This window comes from Mannheimia haemolytica, from assembly GCA_900638155.1.
GTDB lineage: Bacteria > Pseudomonadota > Gammaproteobacteria > Enterobacterales > Pasteurellaceae > Mannheimia > Mannheimia glucosida.
The window spans coordinates 1235808-1253904 of the sequence record LR134495.1 but is presented as its reverse complement, the minus strand read 5'-3'; the positions used below and the strand labels follow the sequence as shown (position 1 = coordinate 1253904).

The 18097-nt window shown below is 41.7% G+C and carries 14 protein-coding genes and 1 other RNA gene; 4 read left to right on the top strand and 11 right to left on the bottom strand.

Annotated features, from left to right (window positions below):
• The first annotated feature begins 134 nt into the window (after positions 1-134).
• From sucA to sucD, 4 genes are all read left to right on the top strand, one after another.
• A complete protein-coding gene (gene sucA / locus EL242_RS06280; protein WP_126301946.1) occupies positions 135-2945 on the top strand; it encodes a 2-oxoglutarate dehydrogenase E1 component in 2811 nt (936 codons plus the stop codon).
• 106 nt (positions 2946-3051) lie between these two features.
• Complete coding sequence (gene odhB / locus EL242_RS06275) at positions 3052-4281, top strand: 2-oxoglutarate dehydrogenase complex dihydrolipoyllysine-residue succinyltransferase (protein WP_126301945.1); 1230 nt, start codon at positions 3052-3054, stop codon at positions 4279-4281.
• Between the two features lie 291 nt (positions 4282-4572).
• On the top strand, positions 4573-5733 hold the full coding sequence (sucC, locus tag EL242_RS06265) for an ADP-forming succinate--CoA ligase subunit beta (RefSeq protein WP_126301943.1): 1161 nt from the start codon (positions 4573-4575) through the stop codon (positions 5731-5733).
• Between the two features lie 8 nt (positions 5734-5741).
• Positions 5742-6611 carry a succinate--CoA ligase subunit alpha gene (gene sucD, locus EL242_RS06260; RefSeq protein ID WP_126301942.1) on the top strand — a complete coding sequence of 290 codons (870 nt, stop codon included), beginning with the start codon at positions 5742-5744 and terminating at the stop codon, positions 6609-6611.
• A 68-nt stretch (positions 6612-6679) separates the two neighbouring features.
• Here the strand turns inward: sucD and EL242_RS06255 are convergent, their stop codons facing one another.
• The 11 genes from EL242_RS06255 to polA all read right to left on the bottom strand — a co-directional run bounded on the left by EL242_RS06255 (position 6680) and on the right by polA (position 18015).
• Positions 6680-8125: an alanine/glycine:cation symporter family protein gene (locus EL242_RS06255; protein WP_126301941.1), complete on the bottom strand. Its 1446-nt coding sequence runs from the start codon at positions 8123-8125 to the stop codon at positions 6680-6682.
• A gap of 104 nt (positions 8126-8229) precedes the next feature.
• The gene (locus EL242_RS06250; RefSeq protein WP_126301940.1) at positions 8230-9216 is read right to left on the bottom strand and encodes a nickel/cobalt transporter; all 987 of its coding nucleotides are present in this window, start codon (positions 9214-9216) and stop codon (positions 8230-8232) included.
• A complete protein-coding gene (locus EL242_RS06245; protein ID WP_126301939.1) occupies positions 9207-9845 on the bottom strand; it encodes a DUF1007 family protein in 639 nt (212 codons plus the stop codon). Before EL242_RS06245 ends, EL242_RS06250 begins: the two co-directional genes overlap by 10 nt.
• A gap of 60 nt (positions 9846-9905) precedes the next feature.
• Positions 9906-10284: RNase P RNA component class A (gene rnpB, locus EL242_RS06240), an RNA gene on the bottom strand.
• A 128-nt stretch (positions 10285-10412) separates the two neighbouring features.
• On the bottom strand, positions 10413-10700 hold the full coding sequence (gene rplY / locus EL242_RS06235) for a 50S ribosomal protein L25 (protein ID WP_006247821.1): 288 nt from the start codon (positions 10698-10700) through the stop codon (positions 10413-10415).
• A 151-nt stretch (positions 10701-10851) separates the two neighbouring features.
• Positions 10852-12120 (bottom strand): malic enzyme-like NAD(P)-binding protein, encoded by a 1269-nt coding sequence (locus EL242_RS06230; protein WP_126301938.1) that lies wholly within the window; start codon positions 12118-12120, stop codon positions 10852-10854.
• Positions 12121-12273: 153 nt separating this feature from the next.
• The gene (locus tag EL242_RS06225; RefSeq protein ID WP_126301937.1) at positions 12274-13185 is read right to left on the bottom strand and encodes an ATP-grasp domain-containing protein; all 912 of its coding nucleotides are present in this window, start codon (positions 13183-13185) and stop codon (positions 12274-12276) included.
• A 61-nt stretch (positions 13186-13246) separates the two neighbouring features.
• Positions 13247-14020: a monofunctional biosynthetic peptidoglycan transglycosylase gene (gene mtgA / locus EL242_RS06220; RefSeq protein ID WP_126301936.1), complete on the bottom strand. Its 774-nt coding sequence runs from the start codon at positions 14018-14020 to the stop codon at positions 13247-13249.
• Complete coding sequence (trpR, locus tag EL242_RS06215; RefSeq protein ID WP_006250686.1) at positions 14007-14327, bottom strand: trp operon repressor; 321 nt, start codon at positions 14325-14327, stop codon at positions 14007-14009. Before trpR ends, mtgA begins: the two co-directional genes overlap by 14 nt.
• A 79-nt stretch (positions 14328-14406) precedes the next feature.
• Positions 14407-15048 (bottom strand): outer membrane lipoprotein chaperone LolA, encoded by a 642-nt coding sequence (gene lolA / locus EL242_RS06210; protein WP_126301935.1) that lies wholly within the window; start codon positions 15046-15048, stop codon positions 14407-14409.
• A 108-nt stretch (positions 15049-15156) separates the two neighbouring features.
• The gene (gene polA, locus EL242_RS06205) at positions 15157-18015 is read right to left on the bottom strand and encodes a DNA polymerase I (protein WP_126301934.1); all 2859 of its coding nucleotides are present in this window, start codon (positions 18013-18015) and stop codon (positions 15157-15159) included.
• Positions 18016-18097 lie beyond the last annotated feature (82 nt).

The window sequence follows — 18097 nt, the reverse complement described above, 5'->3', positions numbered from 1 at the left end:
TTGTAAAAATAATGCTAAAAATAACCGCTTGCAGCACAAGATTTATCTAAAAATCAGACTTACTTCACATTTTATTTGCTTAAATTGGAGTATAATAAGGGCGTGATTTCATACCACAAACAGGTCAGGTCTTTATGCAATATACACATTTTGATGATTGGCTTGCATCATCTGCATTAGGCGGTGCAAACCAATCTTATATAGAAGAAATTTATGAACAGTATCTAGAAAATCCAGCAAATGTTGATGAAAGCTGGAGAAACATCTTTGATTCATTTCCTAAAACTCCCCAAGTTGAACAAGCTCACACCCCTATTCGTGACTATTTCCGTAAATTAGCCCGTGAACAGCAACCTCAATCCGTCACTATTATTGACCCAGAAGCCGGTGCGAAACAAGTTCGCTTACTGCAATGGATTAACGCTCACCGTTTCCGTGGCTATTTAGAGGCAAAACTTGACCCAATTAACTATTACCGTTGGAAAACCTCCAGCGTGCCTGAATTGGACTACAAATATCACGGCTTCACCGATGAAGATCTCAACGAAACTTTTACGGTCGGTCGCTATGTCTATGATAAAGACACAATGAAACTCAGCGAACTGGATAAAGCCTTAAAAGAAACTTACTTAGGCCCTATCGGTTTAGAGTTTATGCACGTTCAAGATATTGAACAACGCAACTGGCTTCAAGCCAAAATGGAAAGCGTGCTAAACAAACCACTGTTCACCAAAGCAGAAAAACTGAATTTATTAAGCGAATTGACCGCTGCCGATGGTTTAGAGCGTTACTTAGGGGCAAAATTCCCGGGGGCAAAACGGTTCTCATTGGAAGGCAGTGATGCCTTTATTCCGATGATGAAAGAGATTATCCGCCACGCCTCTCGTCAAGGTATGACTGATGTGGTTTTAGGTATGGCACACCGTGGTCGTTTGAATATGTTAGTGAACGTATTTGGTAAACGCCCAGCAGAATTGTTTGATGAATTTGCCGGTAAACACGCCGATGAAAGCCGCACGGGCGATGTGAAATACCACCAAGGTTTCTCCTCAAACTTTGCCGTAGATGATAAAAACGTTCACCTTACCCTTGCCTTTAACCCATCGCATTTAGAGATTGTTAGCCCGGTGGTAATCGGCTCAGTGCGTGCAAGACAAGAACGTATGCGTGATACCGAACACGAAAAAGTGCTTGCCGTGACCGTTCACGGTGACTCTGCGGTGGCAGGGCAAGGTGTGGTGCAAGAAACCTTAAATATGGCAAACGCCCGTGGCTATAAAGTAGGTGGCACGATCCGTATTGTCATCAACAACCAGATCGGATTCACCACCTCTAACCCTAATGACACCCGTTCCACCGAATTTTGTACCGACATTGCCAAAATGATTCAGGCACCAATTATTCACGTTAATGGTGACGACCCGGAAGCGGTTGCCTTTGCAGCGAGAATGGCGGTGGAATATCGTACTAAATTTAAGCGTGATATTTTTATTGATTTAATCTCTTACCGTCGTCACGGACATAATGAAGCCGATGAGCCTTTAGCAACTCAGCCGATGATGTATAGCATCATCAAAAAACACCCGACACCTCGCAAAGTCTATGCTGACCGTCTAATTGCCGAAGGCGTTTTAACCAACGAGCAAGAAATCGAGATGTTAAACCTGTATCGTGATGCCTTAGACAACGGCGAATGCGTTGTGCCGGAATGGCGTGAAATGGATATGGCAGCGGTCGATTGGCTACAATATCTCAATTACGACTGGACTGCCCCTTACGAAAGTAAATTCCCTGAAGAACGATTCTTAACCATTGCCAAACGGGTGTGCGAATATCCGGCTTCGCTTAAAGCTCATTCTCGGGTTGAAAAGATCTATGCTGATCGTAAAGAGATGTACGAAGGCAAGAAATTATTCGACTGGGGAATGGCTGAAACAATGGCATACGCTACTTTGTTAGACGAAGGCACACACGTTCGTCTTTCAGGCGAAGATGCAGGTCGTGGAACATTCTTCCATCGCCACGCTGTTATTCATAACCAAAATGATGGTACGGGTTATGTGCCATTAACGCAATTACACGCCAACCAAGGGCGTTTCCAAGTGTGGGATTCCGTACTCTCTGAAGAAGCGGTACTCGCCTTTGAATATGGCTTTGCCACTACCGACCCGAAAACGCTCACCATTTGGGAAGCTCAATTTGGGGATTTCGCTAACGGGGCTCAAATTGTCATCGACCAATTTATCAGCTCAGGCGAACAAAAATGGGGCAGAATGTGCGGTTTAGTGATGTTATTACCACACGGCTATGAAGGACAAGGTCCGGAACACTCCTCTGCTCGAGTGGAACGCTATTTACAGCTTTGTGCCCAACAAAATATTCAGGTTTGTGTGCCATCAACGCCGGCACAGGTTTACCATATGTTACGCCGCCAAGCGATCCGCAAAATGCGTCGCCCATTAGTTGCGATTACACCGAAATCATTGCTACGCCACCCACTTGCGGTGTCGTCTCTTGATGAGCTGATTAACGGTTCATTCCAAAATGTGATTGGTGAGATCGATAACATTGACCCTAAACAAGTCAAACGTGTGGTGATGTGTTCAGGTAAAGTGTACTACGATTTAATTGAAAAACGCCGTGAGAATAACCAAACCGATGTAGCGATTATTCGTATTGAGCAACTTTACCCGTTCCCGCTGGAGGAAATGCAACAAATTCTTGCCCCTTACGCTCACGTTAAAGACTTTGTATGGTGCCAAGAAGAGCCGCTAAACCAAGGGGCGTGGTATTGCAGCAAGCACAATTTTGAGGCTTCTCTGCCGGAAGGTGCAAAATTGACCTACGCAGGCAGACCGGCTTCCGCCTCACCGGCAGTGGGTTATCCGTCTTTACACGCAAAACAACAAAAACAACTTGTTGAAGATGCTTTAACGATCGCTTAATAACAAAAATGGGCGTGCATACGCCCTACAAGCGGTTGATTTTTAAGAAAAGTTTACCATTTACGCTGTTGGAGTTTTAAAACTCTCTCGAAAAAAGGAATAAGTTATGACCATTGAAATTTTAACCCCCGATTTACCCGAATCTGTTGCCGATGCAACCGTTGCCACTTGGCATAAAAAAGTGGGCGACAATGTAAAACGTGATGAAATTTTAGTCGAAATTGAAACTGATAAAGTTGTTTTAGAAGTGCCTGCTTCAAGCGACGGAATCCTTGCTGAAATTACGCAAGAACAAGGTGCTACAGTTGTTTCTAAGCAATCACTGGGTAAATTAGTGGTAGCTAAAGCCGGTGATATTAGCCCAGCAACTATCGAGCAACAAACAGAGGCAACCCCTTCAGATCGCAAATATGCCGCGATTGAAAACAGCCATACCAATGCAGATGATCAAGGCCCAGCGATTCGCCGTTTATTAGCCGAACACGACTTACAAGCCGCTGATATTCAAGGCAGTGGTGTAGGCGGCAGAATCACCCGCGAAGATATTGAAAAAGAGATTGCCAAACGAGTGCAAATCAACCAAGTGAAAGAGTCTGCAACCAGCCAAAACACCGTTAGCACTGTAGCATTTAACAGCCGTAGCGAAAAACGTGTGCCGATGACACGACTCCGCAAACGTATTGCCGAACGCTTACTAGAAGCAAAAAACACTACCGCAATGCTCACTACTTTTAATGAGCTGGATATGCAACCGATTATGAATTTACGCAAGACCTATGGCGAAAAATTCGAAAAACAACACGGCGTGCGTTTAGGCTTTATGTCGTTCTATATTAAAGCAGTGGTTGAAGCGTTAAAACGCTACCCTGAAATCAATGCCTCGATTGATGGCGATGATGTGGTTTATCACAACTATTTCGACATCAGCATTGCGGTTTCTACCCCACGAGGCTTAGTCACACCGGTGTTGCGTGATTGCGACAAAATGAGTATGGCGGATATCGAGAAGAAAATTAAAGAACTTGCTGAAAAAGGACGTGACGGCAAATTAACCGTTGAAGACTTAACCGGCGGTAATTTCACTATCACTAACGGCGGCGTATTCGGTTCTTTAATGTCCACCCCAATTATCAACCCGCCACAAAGTGCGATTTTGGGTATGCACGCCATTAAAGACCGCCCTGTCGCCATTGACGGGCAAGTGGTAATCCGCCCGATGATGTACCTAGCCTTAAGCTACGACCACCGTTTAATTGACGGCAAAGAATCTGTCGGTTTCTTAGTGACAGTCAAAGAGTTATTAGAAGACCCAACCCGTCTTCTTTTGGAAATTTAATCGAAAATATGACCGCTTGTACTTTTAGCTGCAAGCGGTCTGTTTTTAATAAAATTTGACAAAATCCGATAAACGCTCTATTTGAGTTCCCTTCTGAGCCACCTGAGCGACTTTGAATTTGTAGGAAAAATTTAGTGTTTGAGCTTGCAAGGCAAGCGAGTTATAAATTTTTCCGTCAAGCAAATTCAAACTAAGCGAAGAAGGTGGCGAAGCAGGGTGTGCTTTCTTTTGGTTACTTTTCTTTGCACAAGCAAAGAAAAGTAACATAAAAAAACCAAACGAGGAAACTCTATGAACCTACACGAATATCAAGCAAAACAAATATTCAAACAATACGGGCTTCCCGTAAGCCAAGGGATTGCTTGCAAAACGGCGGAGGAAGCCGTTGAGGCAATCAACAAACTACAAGGCGAACAGTGGGCGATAAAATGCCAAGTTCACGCTGGTGGGCGTGGCAAAGCCGGTGGAGTAAAGTTGGTTCGCAATGAAACAGAAGTTCGTGAATTTGCCGATAAATGGCTCGGCAAACGCTTAGTAACCTTTCAAACCGATGCTAACGGACAACCGGTTAATACCTTATATTTAGAAGAAACCTGCAATATTGACCGTGAATTGTACTTAGGGGCAGTGGTTGATCGCTCTGCTCAAAGAGTGATTTTTATGGCATCAAGTGCCGGCGGTATGAATATTGAAGAAGTAGCGGAGAAAACCCCTGAATTAATTCACAAAGCAGTAATTGACCCACTCACCGGTGGACAAGCTTATCAAGGGCGTGAGTTAGCGTTTAAATTAGGCTTAAAAGGCGATGAAGTTAAACAATTTGCGGATATTTTCGTGAAACTGGCTAACCTATTTGTTGAAAAAGATTTAGCTTTATTAGAGGTAAATCCACTTGTCATCACTAAAGAAGGGCAACTACTCTGCTTAGATGCAAAAATGTCGATTGACAGCAATGCTCTCTACCGCCACCCGGAACTTAAAGAGTTACAAGACCCATCGCAAGATGATGAACGTGAAGCCGAAGCAGAAAAATGGAATCTTAACTACGTTGCATTAGACGGCAATATCGGCTGTATGGTAAACGGTGCAGGGCTAGCAATGGGGACGATGGATATCGTCAAACTTTATGGCGGTAAACCTGCTAACTTCTTAGATGTTGGTGGTGGGGCAACCAAAGAGCGTGTAGCAGCAGCCTTTAAATTGATTTTATCTGACCCGAATGTAAAAGCTGTGTTAGTCAATATTTTTGGTGGTATTGTCCGCTGCGATTTGATTGCTGATGGTGTGATTGCAGCAGTTAATGAAGTAGGCGTAAATGTGCCTGTTATCGTACGTTTAGAAGGCACTAATGCTGCACAAGGACGAGAGATTTTAGCCAATAGCGGACTCAGCATTCTGGCGGCATCATCACTCAAACAAGCGGCTGAATTAGCGGTAAAATCTGCAAATTAGGAGGAAAAATGTCGATTTTAATTGATAAAAACACAAAAGTAATTTGCCAAGGTTTCACCGGCGGACAAGGTACTTTCCACAGCGAACAAGCCCTTGCTTATGGCACACAATTAGTTGGCGGAGTTTCGCCGAATAAAGGCGGTACAACCCATTTAGGCTTACCGGTTTTCAACACCGTACGCGAAGCGGTAGAAGCGACCGGTGCAACTGCAACCGTTATCTACGTTCCGGCCCCTGGCTGTAAAGATGCTATTTTAGAAGCCATTGATGCCGGCATTCAACTAATTGTCTGTATTACTGAAGGCATTCCAACCTTAGATATGCTACAAGTTAAACAACGTCTAAACCAAACCGGAGTAAGAATGATCGGCCCGAACTGCCCGGGTGTTATTACCCCTGATGAGTGCAAAATCGGCATTATGCCGGGCAATATCCACAAAAAAGGCAATATCGGTATTGTTTCTCGTTCAGGTACTTTAACTTATGAAGCAGTTAAACAAACAACTGACGAAGGCTTTGGGCAATCTACTTGTGTTGGTATCGGTGGCGATCCAATCCCGGGTTCTAACTTTATTGATATTTTAAAGCTGTTCCAAGACGATCCTGAAACTGAAGCGATTGTAATGATTGGCGAAATCGGTGGCTCTGCCGAAGAAGAAGCGGCAGCTTTCATCAAAGAAAATGTAACCAAGCCTGTAGTCAGCTATATTGCCGGTGTTACCGCACCCAAAGGCAAGCGTATGGGACATGCCGGTGCGATTATCAGCGGCGGCAAAGGAACCGCCGATGAAAAATTCAAAGCCCTTGAAGATGCAGGCGTGACTACCGTCCGAAGTTTAGCCAAAATCGGCTCCGCACTGAGAAAAATTTTAGGCTAAACTAAAAGTTCAAGCGGTCATATTTACCCATTTTTTTGTAAATATGACCGCTTGTTTTTTCCGTTAAATTACTCTTTCGATTTCCAAATTAATGGGTCAACACCTTTATGGATAAGGTCTTGATGTTCTTCAATTCTAAACACTGGCTCTTTGCCACTTTTCACTTGGCGAAGATAGTCTTTTAAAATAATCCAGACAATCGGAGCAAGAATTAAGATAGCCACCAAGTTAATTACCGCCATTGATGCCATCACTGTATCGGCAAATGCCCATACAATACCGCCGTCTCTTACTGCACCGAAGTACACAAAGAATAAAACGATGGCACGGAATCCCCACACAAACCACGGACTGTTTTTAATGTAGCGGATATTAGTTTCTGCATAAGCATAGTTACCAATAATGGAAGTGAAACAAAATAGTAAAATCACAAAGGCCAAAAAGTGTAATCCAAATTCGCCTAAATGGAATTGTAATGCAGTTTGAGTAAGTGAAATACCTCTTAAAGTTTCACCACCATAGTTATTTGACATAAGAATGATCACTGCGGTACAAGTACAGACTACAATCGTATCAACAAATACGCCCAACATTTGAATTAAACCTTGGCTTGCCGGGTGTTTAGCATCAGAAGTTGCAGCAGAGTTTGGTGCAGACCCCATACCGGCTTCGTTTGAGAATAAACCACGTTTAATCCCCATCAGCATAGTTTTGGATACCAATGCTCCAAACATTCCACCTGCAGCAGCAGAAAAATCAAAGGCGCTTTCAATAATTAAAGAGATTATACTTGGCACTTTTTCAATATTCATACCTAAAATAATTACTGCAATAATCAAGTAGAATAATGCCATCATTGGAACAACTTGGGCAGAAACTTTACCAATACGCTTGACCCCTCCAGAAATAATTAACCCTGTAATCACCACTAATGTCATGCCTACGTAGACTGGGTTCCAATCCCACGCATTTTTGGTTGCTTCCACAATAGAGTTAGATTGCACAGCATTAAAAGCAAAACCAAAGGTGAAGATAAGCGTTACTGCAAAAGCAATCGCAAGAGAAGGAAGTTTTAAGCCACGAGTGATGTAATAAGCAGGTCCACCACGGAACATACCATTTGGATCCCTAGTTTTATATAGTTGAGCTAAAGAAGATTCAGCAAAGGCAGAACTCATTCCCATTAGTGCTGTAATCCACATCCAGAATACCGCACCTGGCCCACCAAGAGCAATCGCAGTAGCAACCCCACCAATGTTGCCAACTCCAACACGGCTGGCTAAGCCAGTAGTAAAGGCTTGGAATGGAGTTAATGATTTCCCTTCACTAGAACGTCCCCCCCACATTTCACGCAAACTTTGCGGAAGAAGACGTAGCTGGACAAAACCTGTTGTAAGAGTGAAAAATAACCCTGCACCGAGCAATAGGATAATCGTTACGTCCCAAAGTGGACCGTCGATTGTGTTCACAATCCAAGTCAGTACACTCTCAAAGAATAGAATAATTGAATCCATAAAGACCTCTTAATTGAAAATAAAACTTCCACATTGTAACTGATTTAATATTTTTAAAAAGTTTTTTTAATACTTTTAATAAAAATTTTTAATAACTTATTAATTTAGCGTTTGAAAAAAATGCCTGTACCAGTATCAATGAAACTACTGTGAAATAATACCATTCCAAATAGAATTAATGCGAGTCCAAGTGTAAATTTTAATATCCAAACGATATTTCGATTAATTTGAGCTGAAAAATACCATTGGCTAACCTTAACTGCCTTATTTCTCGCAATGATAACAAGATAAGCAAATAAGCTTAAAGTCAGCCCTGTTCCTACTGCCATAGCTAATGCTGAAATAACCCCCCAAGCATAGAGATTGAGCGTATAAGAAAGAAATAAAACAAGAATAGCACCAGAGCAAGGTCTTGAGCCAATACTCAATACTAACATAAGCCGTGCTTTCCAATCTTTCACTTGCTGCATTTCATTTGAAGTTGGCAAATGTTTATGGCCACAGCTACAATTTTCGGTATGAATATGCCCTTTCTGCGTAACAAGCGGTAATTTTCCAGCTTTTTTTTGCGAAATCCGAATGGATTTAATGATAGGCTTTCGTGCTTTATTAACCGTTCGATACACCTGATAACACCAGTAAATGCCGAACAAGATCATCAAACCAAAGCTCCCCCGCTCAACCCATTTTAGGGTTAAATTAAAATATTGGCGAGAGAGAGTAAAAATCACCACAATGACCGTCACCAATGAAATTGCCACTAAGCCCTGCACCAATGCTGAGGCAAAAGTGATTTTCATCGCCTGATTTAATTTTGTTTTTTCAAAAGAAAGATAACTACTCAGAATAAATTTTCCGTGACCGGGCCCAACTGCGTGAAATACCCCATATAAAAAGCTAATAAATACTAAGGTAATACCGGCTTTACTTTGATTTTCAGCCAATTCATTGAGAGAAGCGGAAAGCTGTAAATTAAAATTTTTTTGCCATTCCATCACTTTAAACAATATCATTGGATAAAGCTGATAAAGAGCAAATAGGCTCAAAAATCCTATCGATATCATCCCCCAATGTGTTACTTTTAATCGCATATAATCTCCACTTTTTGGGCAAATTGGGCACCAAGAGAGTAATCTCCATTTTCAGGCATATCCGGTGATTGGTTTTTATCCAAACCAGAAGCATATAAGCGTAACTTACTATCTACTTGAGGCTGCACCAATGTTGCTTTACAACTTGCATTACTGATATTGACATCAGCAGGGCGATTATATTCCATTGCAATATAATAACTCGGCTCATAAGTATAGAATCTCACTTTACTCTGCTTTAATTCATAAGGATTAGCTAAATGAAAAGTAATATAAAAAATCACTCTGTTATTCTTGATTTCAAAGCGAGTTGCTGTGGGCTTTGTCGTAAATTTTATCGGCTGATTTTGGCTATCATATAAGGTGCTAAAATAATGATTTTGCAATGCGGTTTGTACCATTTCTGCAGTGATATTTTGCTGCGTTTTTTCTTTATCTTGGCTATTTTTCACTTCATAAATTAACTCAGAAGAAGCGATTTCATCTAGCATCCATTCCATTTGGAAAGATTTCAACATTGAACCTTCCACAATAACATTCGTTTTCAAATCAACGAATGAATGTGGGTGAGAAAAAACTGGCATTGAATATAATGCAATTAACGTGATAATCGTCTTAATAAATTTCATATTTACTTTCACTATAAAATAAAAAAGCGAACAAGTTCCCCCTGTTCGCATTTCAAGAATTTAGTGAGTTGGTCGATAAGCCGAGTTCTGTCGTGGACAATCATTCCTCTAGGCGTACATTTACATATACGCTCAAGCAACCTACCCGAACTCTCAGCGGGCCACCGATTGAGTTCCTATTTGGTCTTGCTACGAGTGGAGTTTACCCTGCTGTGGAATGTTACCACCCACACGGTGCGCTCTTACCGCACCCTTTCACCCTTACCGACAAAGCCGGCGGTCTGCTCTCTGTTGCACTGGTCGTAGGCTCACGCCCCCCGGACGTTATCCGGCACTCTGCCCTGTGTAGCTCGGACTTTCCTCTCGTTTACTTGTCCCCCAGTTTACGTTTTCACGAATTTAGAGGCTTCAATAAACCAGCGATTGCCTAACCAACTCAGCACTAGAGTATAATGCTTTCGCAAAAAATTGCAAGGAAATAACCGCTTGTAGCTATTATGGCAAAATAAAAAAGGATTAAGTTCATTTAAAAACTTAATCCTCTTCGCTTTAATTCACTCGTAAAAATTACGCACGTTTGAAGTCTAAGTGAACTAATTTTGGTTTAGTTGGGTGGCGTTGAATTGCTTGTACTTTTACTTGCTCTTCTTTACCTGCAACAACGATAGTTAATACTTCGTTATAGAATGAATCGTGAACTTGTGCGTTGTTCACTTTATCGTGATCTAAAATGATTGATACAGGCTCTGCATTACCACCGTAGATGATTGCAGGAACTTGACCATTGTGGCGCAGGCGGCGGCTCGCACCCTTACCTTGCGCAGAACGAACTTCAGCTTCAAATTTGAATGACATAGTTTTATTCTCTTAAATAAAATGGGGAAATCCCCGTGAATAGAAAAAACAGCAGGCGACCCAGCTGTTTCCGAAAAAATATCGGCATATCCGTCTCGATATGCCGACTGCGTATTTTACTGAAGTTGCAGAAAAATGCAATGTAAAAATATTAAGCAACCAGTTTTTTCAACTGCTCTGCATAAGCTTCCCAATCTGTAATTGGTCGAGTTGCTACACCAGACTGAATTGCTGCTTTTGCTACACCAATCGAGACATTCACGATCAAACGTGGGTCAAATGGCGTCGGAATAATATATTCCGGGCCAAACGATAATTCGCCATAAGTTGAAATAACTTCAAACGGCACAGGTTCTTTAGCCAACTCTGCAATCGCATAAGCTGCTGCCATTTTCATTTCTTCATTAATGGTTTTTGCCCCAACATCTAATGCCCCACGGAATAAGAACGGGAAACAAAGCACATTATTCACTTGGTTTTTAAAGTCTGAACGACCGGTACATACAATCGCATCTGGACGGACAGCCTTGGCTTCAGCAGGTGTAATTTCTGGCACAGGGTTTGCTAAAGCAAGAATTAATGGATCTTTTGCCATTGTTTTAACCATTTCTTGCGTTAAAGCTCCGCCTTTTGAACAACCTAAGAAAACATCTGCATTCGCAACAGCATCTGCCAATGTTCTCCAACCATTATCTTCTATTGCATAGAATTGTTTGGTTTCATCCATCTTATCACCACGACCTTGGAAAATAACGCCCTTAGAATCGCACATCGTGATATTTTCTTTTTTCACACCTAATGAACGGAGTAAGTTAGTACACGCAATCGCTGATGCTCCAGCACCGTTTACTACTAAACGTACTTCTGAAATTGCTTTACCTACCACTTGTAATCCGTTAATCACTGCCGCACCGGTAATAATTGCCGTACCGTGTTGATCATCGTGGAACACTGGAATTCCCATACGCTCACGCAATTTTTGCTCCACATAAAAACATTCAGGTGCTTTAATATCTTCCAGATTAATGCCACCAAAAGTCGGCTCTAACGATGCAATAATCTCTACTAATTTCTCCGGATCAGTTTCATTAATTTCAATATCAAACACATCAATTCCGGCAAATTTCTTAAATAAAACCCCTTTTCCTTCCATCACAGGCTTACTTGCTAAAGCACCAATATCGCCTAAGCCTAACACTGCTGTACCATTAGAAATAACTGCAACTAAGTTACCCCGTGCCGTATAACGATAAGAAGCTGAAGGATCTTTTTCAATCGCTAAGCAAGGCTCAGCAACCCCAGGAGAGTACGCTAAAGCTAAATCGTGCTGAGTATCTAATGCTTTAGTAGGAGTAACGGAAATTTTTCCGGGGATTGGGAACTCGTGGAAATCAAGCGCCTGTTGTTTTAAATCGCTCATTTTAGAAACCTTATAATCTATAAAAATAAAAGTAATCAATAGCCAAAGAGTAGCCATTTTACCCTAAATTTTTCTGCATTTTTATGGCTTTGATCTCATTTTTTATGATATTTACAAAAAATAATACAAAAACGACCGCTTGTTTTACTCAAATCAAGCATTCTTCATCTTATTGATAAAATAAGAGACCATTTCAGAAGCTATATCAACATCATTTACTCTCTCTATGCCTTCAAATCCCGGGCTGGCATTGACTTCTAAAATAACTACGCCTTTTTCTGTCCGCAGAAAATCAACGCCTGCAATATCAAGCCCTATCGTTTTAGTTGCTTTAATTGCTAACGCACGTTCCATCTGAGTTAATTCAATCGGTTGAGCCGTTCCACCTTGATGAATATTGGCTCTAAAATCGCCTGTTACGCTGATTCGGCTCATTGCAGCAACCACTTCATTGCCAATCACAAACGCCCGAATATCTTGTCCTTCAGCTTCGCTCACAAATTGTTGGCATAAATAAGGCTCATTAACTTGCCTAAAGGTTGATAACACCGCTTCGGCATTATTTTTGCCTTCAAACAACATTACGCCATTACCCTGTGAACCATTTAGCACTTTTGAAATAAGTGGAAAAGCAAATTGATTGAGTTGTGATTTCACCGAAACCAAATGCCCTGCAAAATTCGTATTGGGAATCGGTAAATTATGTTCTGCTAATTTTTGTAATGATCGCCATTTGTCTCTGGCTAACGCAAATGCCACTGAATGATTTAAAACCGGAATACCTTTTGCTTCAAAATGGCGTAACACTGTACAGCCCATTTCGGTACTGCCTGTGCCAAAACGGGGTAAAATACCATCATAATCCGGCAACAATACCGGCTCCGAACGGTTGTTATCATAACTCTCGCCAGCTTGATAGTAGATCTTAAATTCGCCATTTTCTAACCCGAGTAGCATTCGATTCGGGTCTAAAATATCCAGCTCAATCCCCTTTGCTTCACAAGCTGCTTTGATTCGGCAGCAACTATATAAACGAGGCTCTCGACACAACATCAGCCATTTCATTTTCTAGCAATCCTTATTAGTTAAAAAGCGGTAAAATGAATTACCGCTTTATCTTTCTTATCTACAATTTATCTAAATAATTTTTGCCATCGAGCAAACTCACCTGTCGCATAATCCACGCTTGGCGTTTTCGCATACTCGGGCCGGGTTTATCTACCCTAAACACTAACGGATTAGGCAAAGAGGCTGCCAATAGTGCGGATTCTTGCAAGGTTAGCTGTTTAGCTGATTTTTTGAAAAAATGCTGTGCTGCCGCTTCCACGCCAAAAATGCCGTTGCCAAATTCCGCAATATTGAGGTACACCTCTAAAATTCGATCCTTACTCCACACATTTTCGACTAACAGAGTTAAAGGCACTTCAATCCCTTTACGTAACCAGCTTTGCCCGTGCCATAAAAACATATTTTTTACCGTCTGTTGAGAAATAGTCGAGCCACCACGCACTTTTTTGGATTTGGCATTGAGCTTTAAGGCTGTTTCAATCGCTTTTAAATCTAATCCAAAATGGCTTTCAAATTTTTGATCTTCTGAAGCAATCACTGCCATTTGCATTTGCCACGAAATCTCATTCAGGCTCACCCATTCTTTTTTGATCGGGTAAGATTTTCCCTGAACCAAATTTTCCACCTTTTTTTGCACCATATACGCAGAATAAGGCACTGGTAACACCGAAAAAATCAGTATCGGAATCAGAAAAAATGTACCGCCAAAGGTTAATAAGCGACTTGAGCCAAACCAAAGCCAGCCCAATTTACTTCTTATTTTGCGAGGAATAAAAAAAAGCCCTATTTTCTTGAAAAGAGAGCTTAAAAATCGCTTGTTACGCTTTGCCATTGACTGTTCCGTTAACCTTGCCGTTCACCCATTGTAAAAAATCTTGGTCGAGTGTTTTAAGCATATTTGAACCACGAGTGATGGTTGCTGCACTGGTGTTTAAATTTTGTTGGATTTCCCGTTGCGAATCTTCACCTTTTAGTAAGGCTTGCACAATTTGTAAACGCAAGCCTAATGAACCTCGCTCATCGGCGGTGAGAAACATTGAGAAAAACGGCTCAAGTTTATCTTCCGCAACCGCTTGTTCAAGCAGAGCTAAAAACTGCGTCCACTCGTTTGGATCTCGCTGGTTATAGAGTGTTTTCATACTGTCCCTTGAAGTAAAAACGGTGACAAGCGGTCAGATTTTTACAAAATTTTGCAGAAAAACGACCGCTTGCTCTCCATTATTTTTTCGATTTTTTACCGCCACGTTGGTCGTCTAACTCAGCCCCTTTCGGTACGCTGAATTTAAACAAATCGCTTGAGACACCGCCGGTAGTAATATTGCGTAACACATATAAGTTACTTTGCCCGTCACGCTCAATGGTGCTGAAACCTTTTAATAAACCGCTTTGGTCAATCCGCACATCAAACTGTTTTAAATTGCTTTTTTTCGATTTTGGCTTAAGCACGAAAGTATCAGCACTTTGGCTGACATCATATTGATCCCAGTGGCTTTTATCACTGCTGGTTAATAAGACGAATGGGGTATTATTAACCGCGTCTTGCACGGTATTTACCGTAACTTGTGAAACGAAAGGATCGTAAAACCATAAGTCTTTGCCGTCAGACACAATCAAATTTTCTTGTGGCGATTTAGTATCCATTCTAAATAAGTTTGGGCGTTTTACTTGGAATTTGCCTTTACCTTGCTGAATTTGTTTGCCTTTGCTGGAGCGCACGGTTTGGTCGAAGTCCGCACTATATTGGCTTACTTGTTCCAAACGGCGTTGTAATTCTGCAATAGATTGTGCATCAGCCAATGCCACATTTGCCAAGCCAAATAACGCTAAACCGAATACCGATTTTTTAAATAATGTTTTCATTTGTTTTCCTTTACCAACAAGAATTTTCTTGTTTGACAATAAAATCATCAAAAGTTTCATATTAATGAACTGTTACAACAATACAATAAAAGTCGTGAATTGTATAGTTTAATGAGCCTCGTCCCAGTTTTCGCCTACGCCAACTTCGGCAATCAGTGGCACTTTGAGGCTAATCGCTTTTTCCATTTCGGTTTTGATTAATTGGCTGTAATGGTCGATTTTATCGGCTTTGACTTCAAACACCAATTCATCGTGAACCTGCATAATCATTTTGATTTCATCATTATCACGAATCGCATTATCAATACCAATCATCGCCACTTTGATAATATCGGCAGCCGTGCCTTGCATTGGGGCATTAATTGCTACCCGCTCTGCGGCTTTACGCAAAATAGCATTGCCGGATTTAATATCAGGCAAGTACAAACGGCGACCAAATAGGGTTTCAACATAGCCTTTTTCAACTGCAACTTCACGAATATCGGTCATAAATTGTTGAACTGCCGGGTAACGTTGGAAGTAGAGATCCATATATTTTTGAGCCTCAGCACGCCCAATCCCTAATTGGCTTGAAAGCCCAAATGACGACATTCCGTAAATCAGCCCGAAGTTAATTGCTTTCGCACTGCGGCGTTGTTCGGAGGTAACTTCATCTAACGCCACACCGAAAATTTCGGCGGCGGTAGCACGGTGAATATCTTTGCCCTCCGCAAAAGCCTTGATCATTCCCTCATCATTCGATAAATGAGCCATAATCCGTAACTCAATTTGTGAATAGTCAGCGGCAACAATTTTATAACCTTCCCTCGCGACAAAGGCTTGACGAATTCGTCTGCCCTCTTCATTGCGGATCGGAATGTTCTGCAAATTCGGATCGCTGGAAGAAAGGCGTCCGGTTGCAGTTACCGCTTGGTTGTAAGAGGTATGCACCCGCCCTGTTTTTTTGTTAATCAGTTGCGGTAATTTATCGGTGTAGGTGGATTTCAACTTACTTAACCCACGATGCTCCATTAATAACTTCGGCACTAAATGCCCCTGTTGAGCCAACTCGTCTAACACTTCTTCGTTGGTTGAGGGTGCACCTTTTGGCGTTTTCTTCAACACCGGCAAGCCTAATTTTTCAAACAAAATCTCTTGTAATTGTTTGGTTGAGGCAAGATTGAAGGTTTGCCCTGCCTCTGAATGTACTAATGTTTCAACTTCCGCCAAGCGTTTTTCAATTTCAGCCGATTGGGTCAATAATTTTTTCGGGTCAATCAACACACCGTTGCGTTCAATTCGAGAAAGCACGCTCACAAGTGGCATTTCAATTTCATCGAATAATTTCACTAAGTCAGGTTCTTGCTGTAATTTTTGCCACAATACTTGGTGGAGTTTCATCGTTACATCAGCATCTTCTGCGGCATATTCAGCCGCTTTTGCTATCTCGATTTTATCGAATGTCAGTTGATTTTTCCCTTTGCCGGCAAGCTCTTCAAACGGAATCGTTTTATGCCCTAAATAACGGGCGGATAAATCGTCCATATTGTGACGACCGGTACTATTTAGGGTGTAAGATTCAATCATCGTATCAAAAGCAACACCTTGTAGTTCAATGCCGTAGTTCGCAAAAATGGTTAAATCATATTTAATATTCTGCCCGATCTTTTTAATCTCTGGGTTAAGCAAAATCGGCTTGAGTTGGCTTAAGCAAGCGGTCAAATTTAGCTGATTTTTTACCAATTCATCGGCAGGTTGGCTTTCTAAACTCTCCTCATCGCCAAACATATCGGCTTGTTGAGGTTGAGCTTTTTGCTTATGCCCAAGCGGAATATAGCACGCCTCGCCATTTTCAAGTGCAAAGGAAATACCGACCAAATTAGCCGTCATTGCATCAAGGCTGTCGGTTTCAGTATCCACCGCAATCAAACGAGCTACCGAGAGTTTTTCAATCCAAGCTGATAATTTCTGTTCAGTATCAACGGTCTCATATTTGCTGCGATCTATCTCGACTACAGTTGCAACATTTTCCTCATTTCTGACCGCTTGTGTGGCTTGGTAATTATTCGGCACTTTTTCAGCCGAAGTTTGAGTAACCGGATTGGCATTTTGATTCACTTCGTTCAGCCAGCGTTTAAATTCATAATGCTCAAATAATTGAGCAAGCTCAACACGGTCTTGCGGCTGCGTTAAAAGTTGATCGTGAGTGACATCAAGTTCCACATCGGTTTTGATGGTAGCAAGCAAATAAGATAAATCAGCATTGGCTTTTTCCGCCTCCAATTTTGGGGCAAAATTTTTCGCCCCACGGAAAGAAAGGGTGGCTATTTGATCCAAATTAGCATAAATCTGTTCCAGTGAACCGATGCCTTGCAATAAGGCTAATGCGGTCTTTTCTCCTACCCCTTTGACACCCGGAATGTTGTCGGCGGAATCGCCCATTAATGCCAGAAAGTCGATAATCAATTCAGGTGGAATACCGTATTTTTCGATCACACCCTCTCGGTCTAGCACGGTGTTGTTCATGGTGTTAATCAACATAATGTGATCGTTCACCAGTTGTGCCATATCCTTATCGCCGGTACTGATCAGCACATCTTTGCCGTCTTTAGCGGCTTGCACTGCAAGTGTGCCGATCACATCGTCTGCCTCAACGCCTTCAATGGAAATCAACGGGATCCCAAGGGCTTTGATAATACGGTGCAAAGGCTCAATTTGAGGGCGTAAGTCGTCCGGCATTGGTGGACGGTGCGATTTATATTGCTCAAACAACTCATCACGGAAGGTTTTCCCCTTGGCATCAAACACCACGGCAATATGGCTTGGGTTCATTTGTGAAATCAGGCTTTTTAACATATTCAGCACGCCATACATTGCCCCTGTCGGCTCTCCTAAGCGATTAGTGAGTGGAGGGAAAGCGTGAAATGCTCGATATAAATAGGAAGAACCATCCACTAATACCAGTGGATTTTTTGCGATAGTTGCCATAAAAATCTCTTTATAATCAAATAAATATTGGCGTTATTATACAAGAATAGGCGAAAAATAGGATAAAAAAAGCGTATTTCTG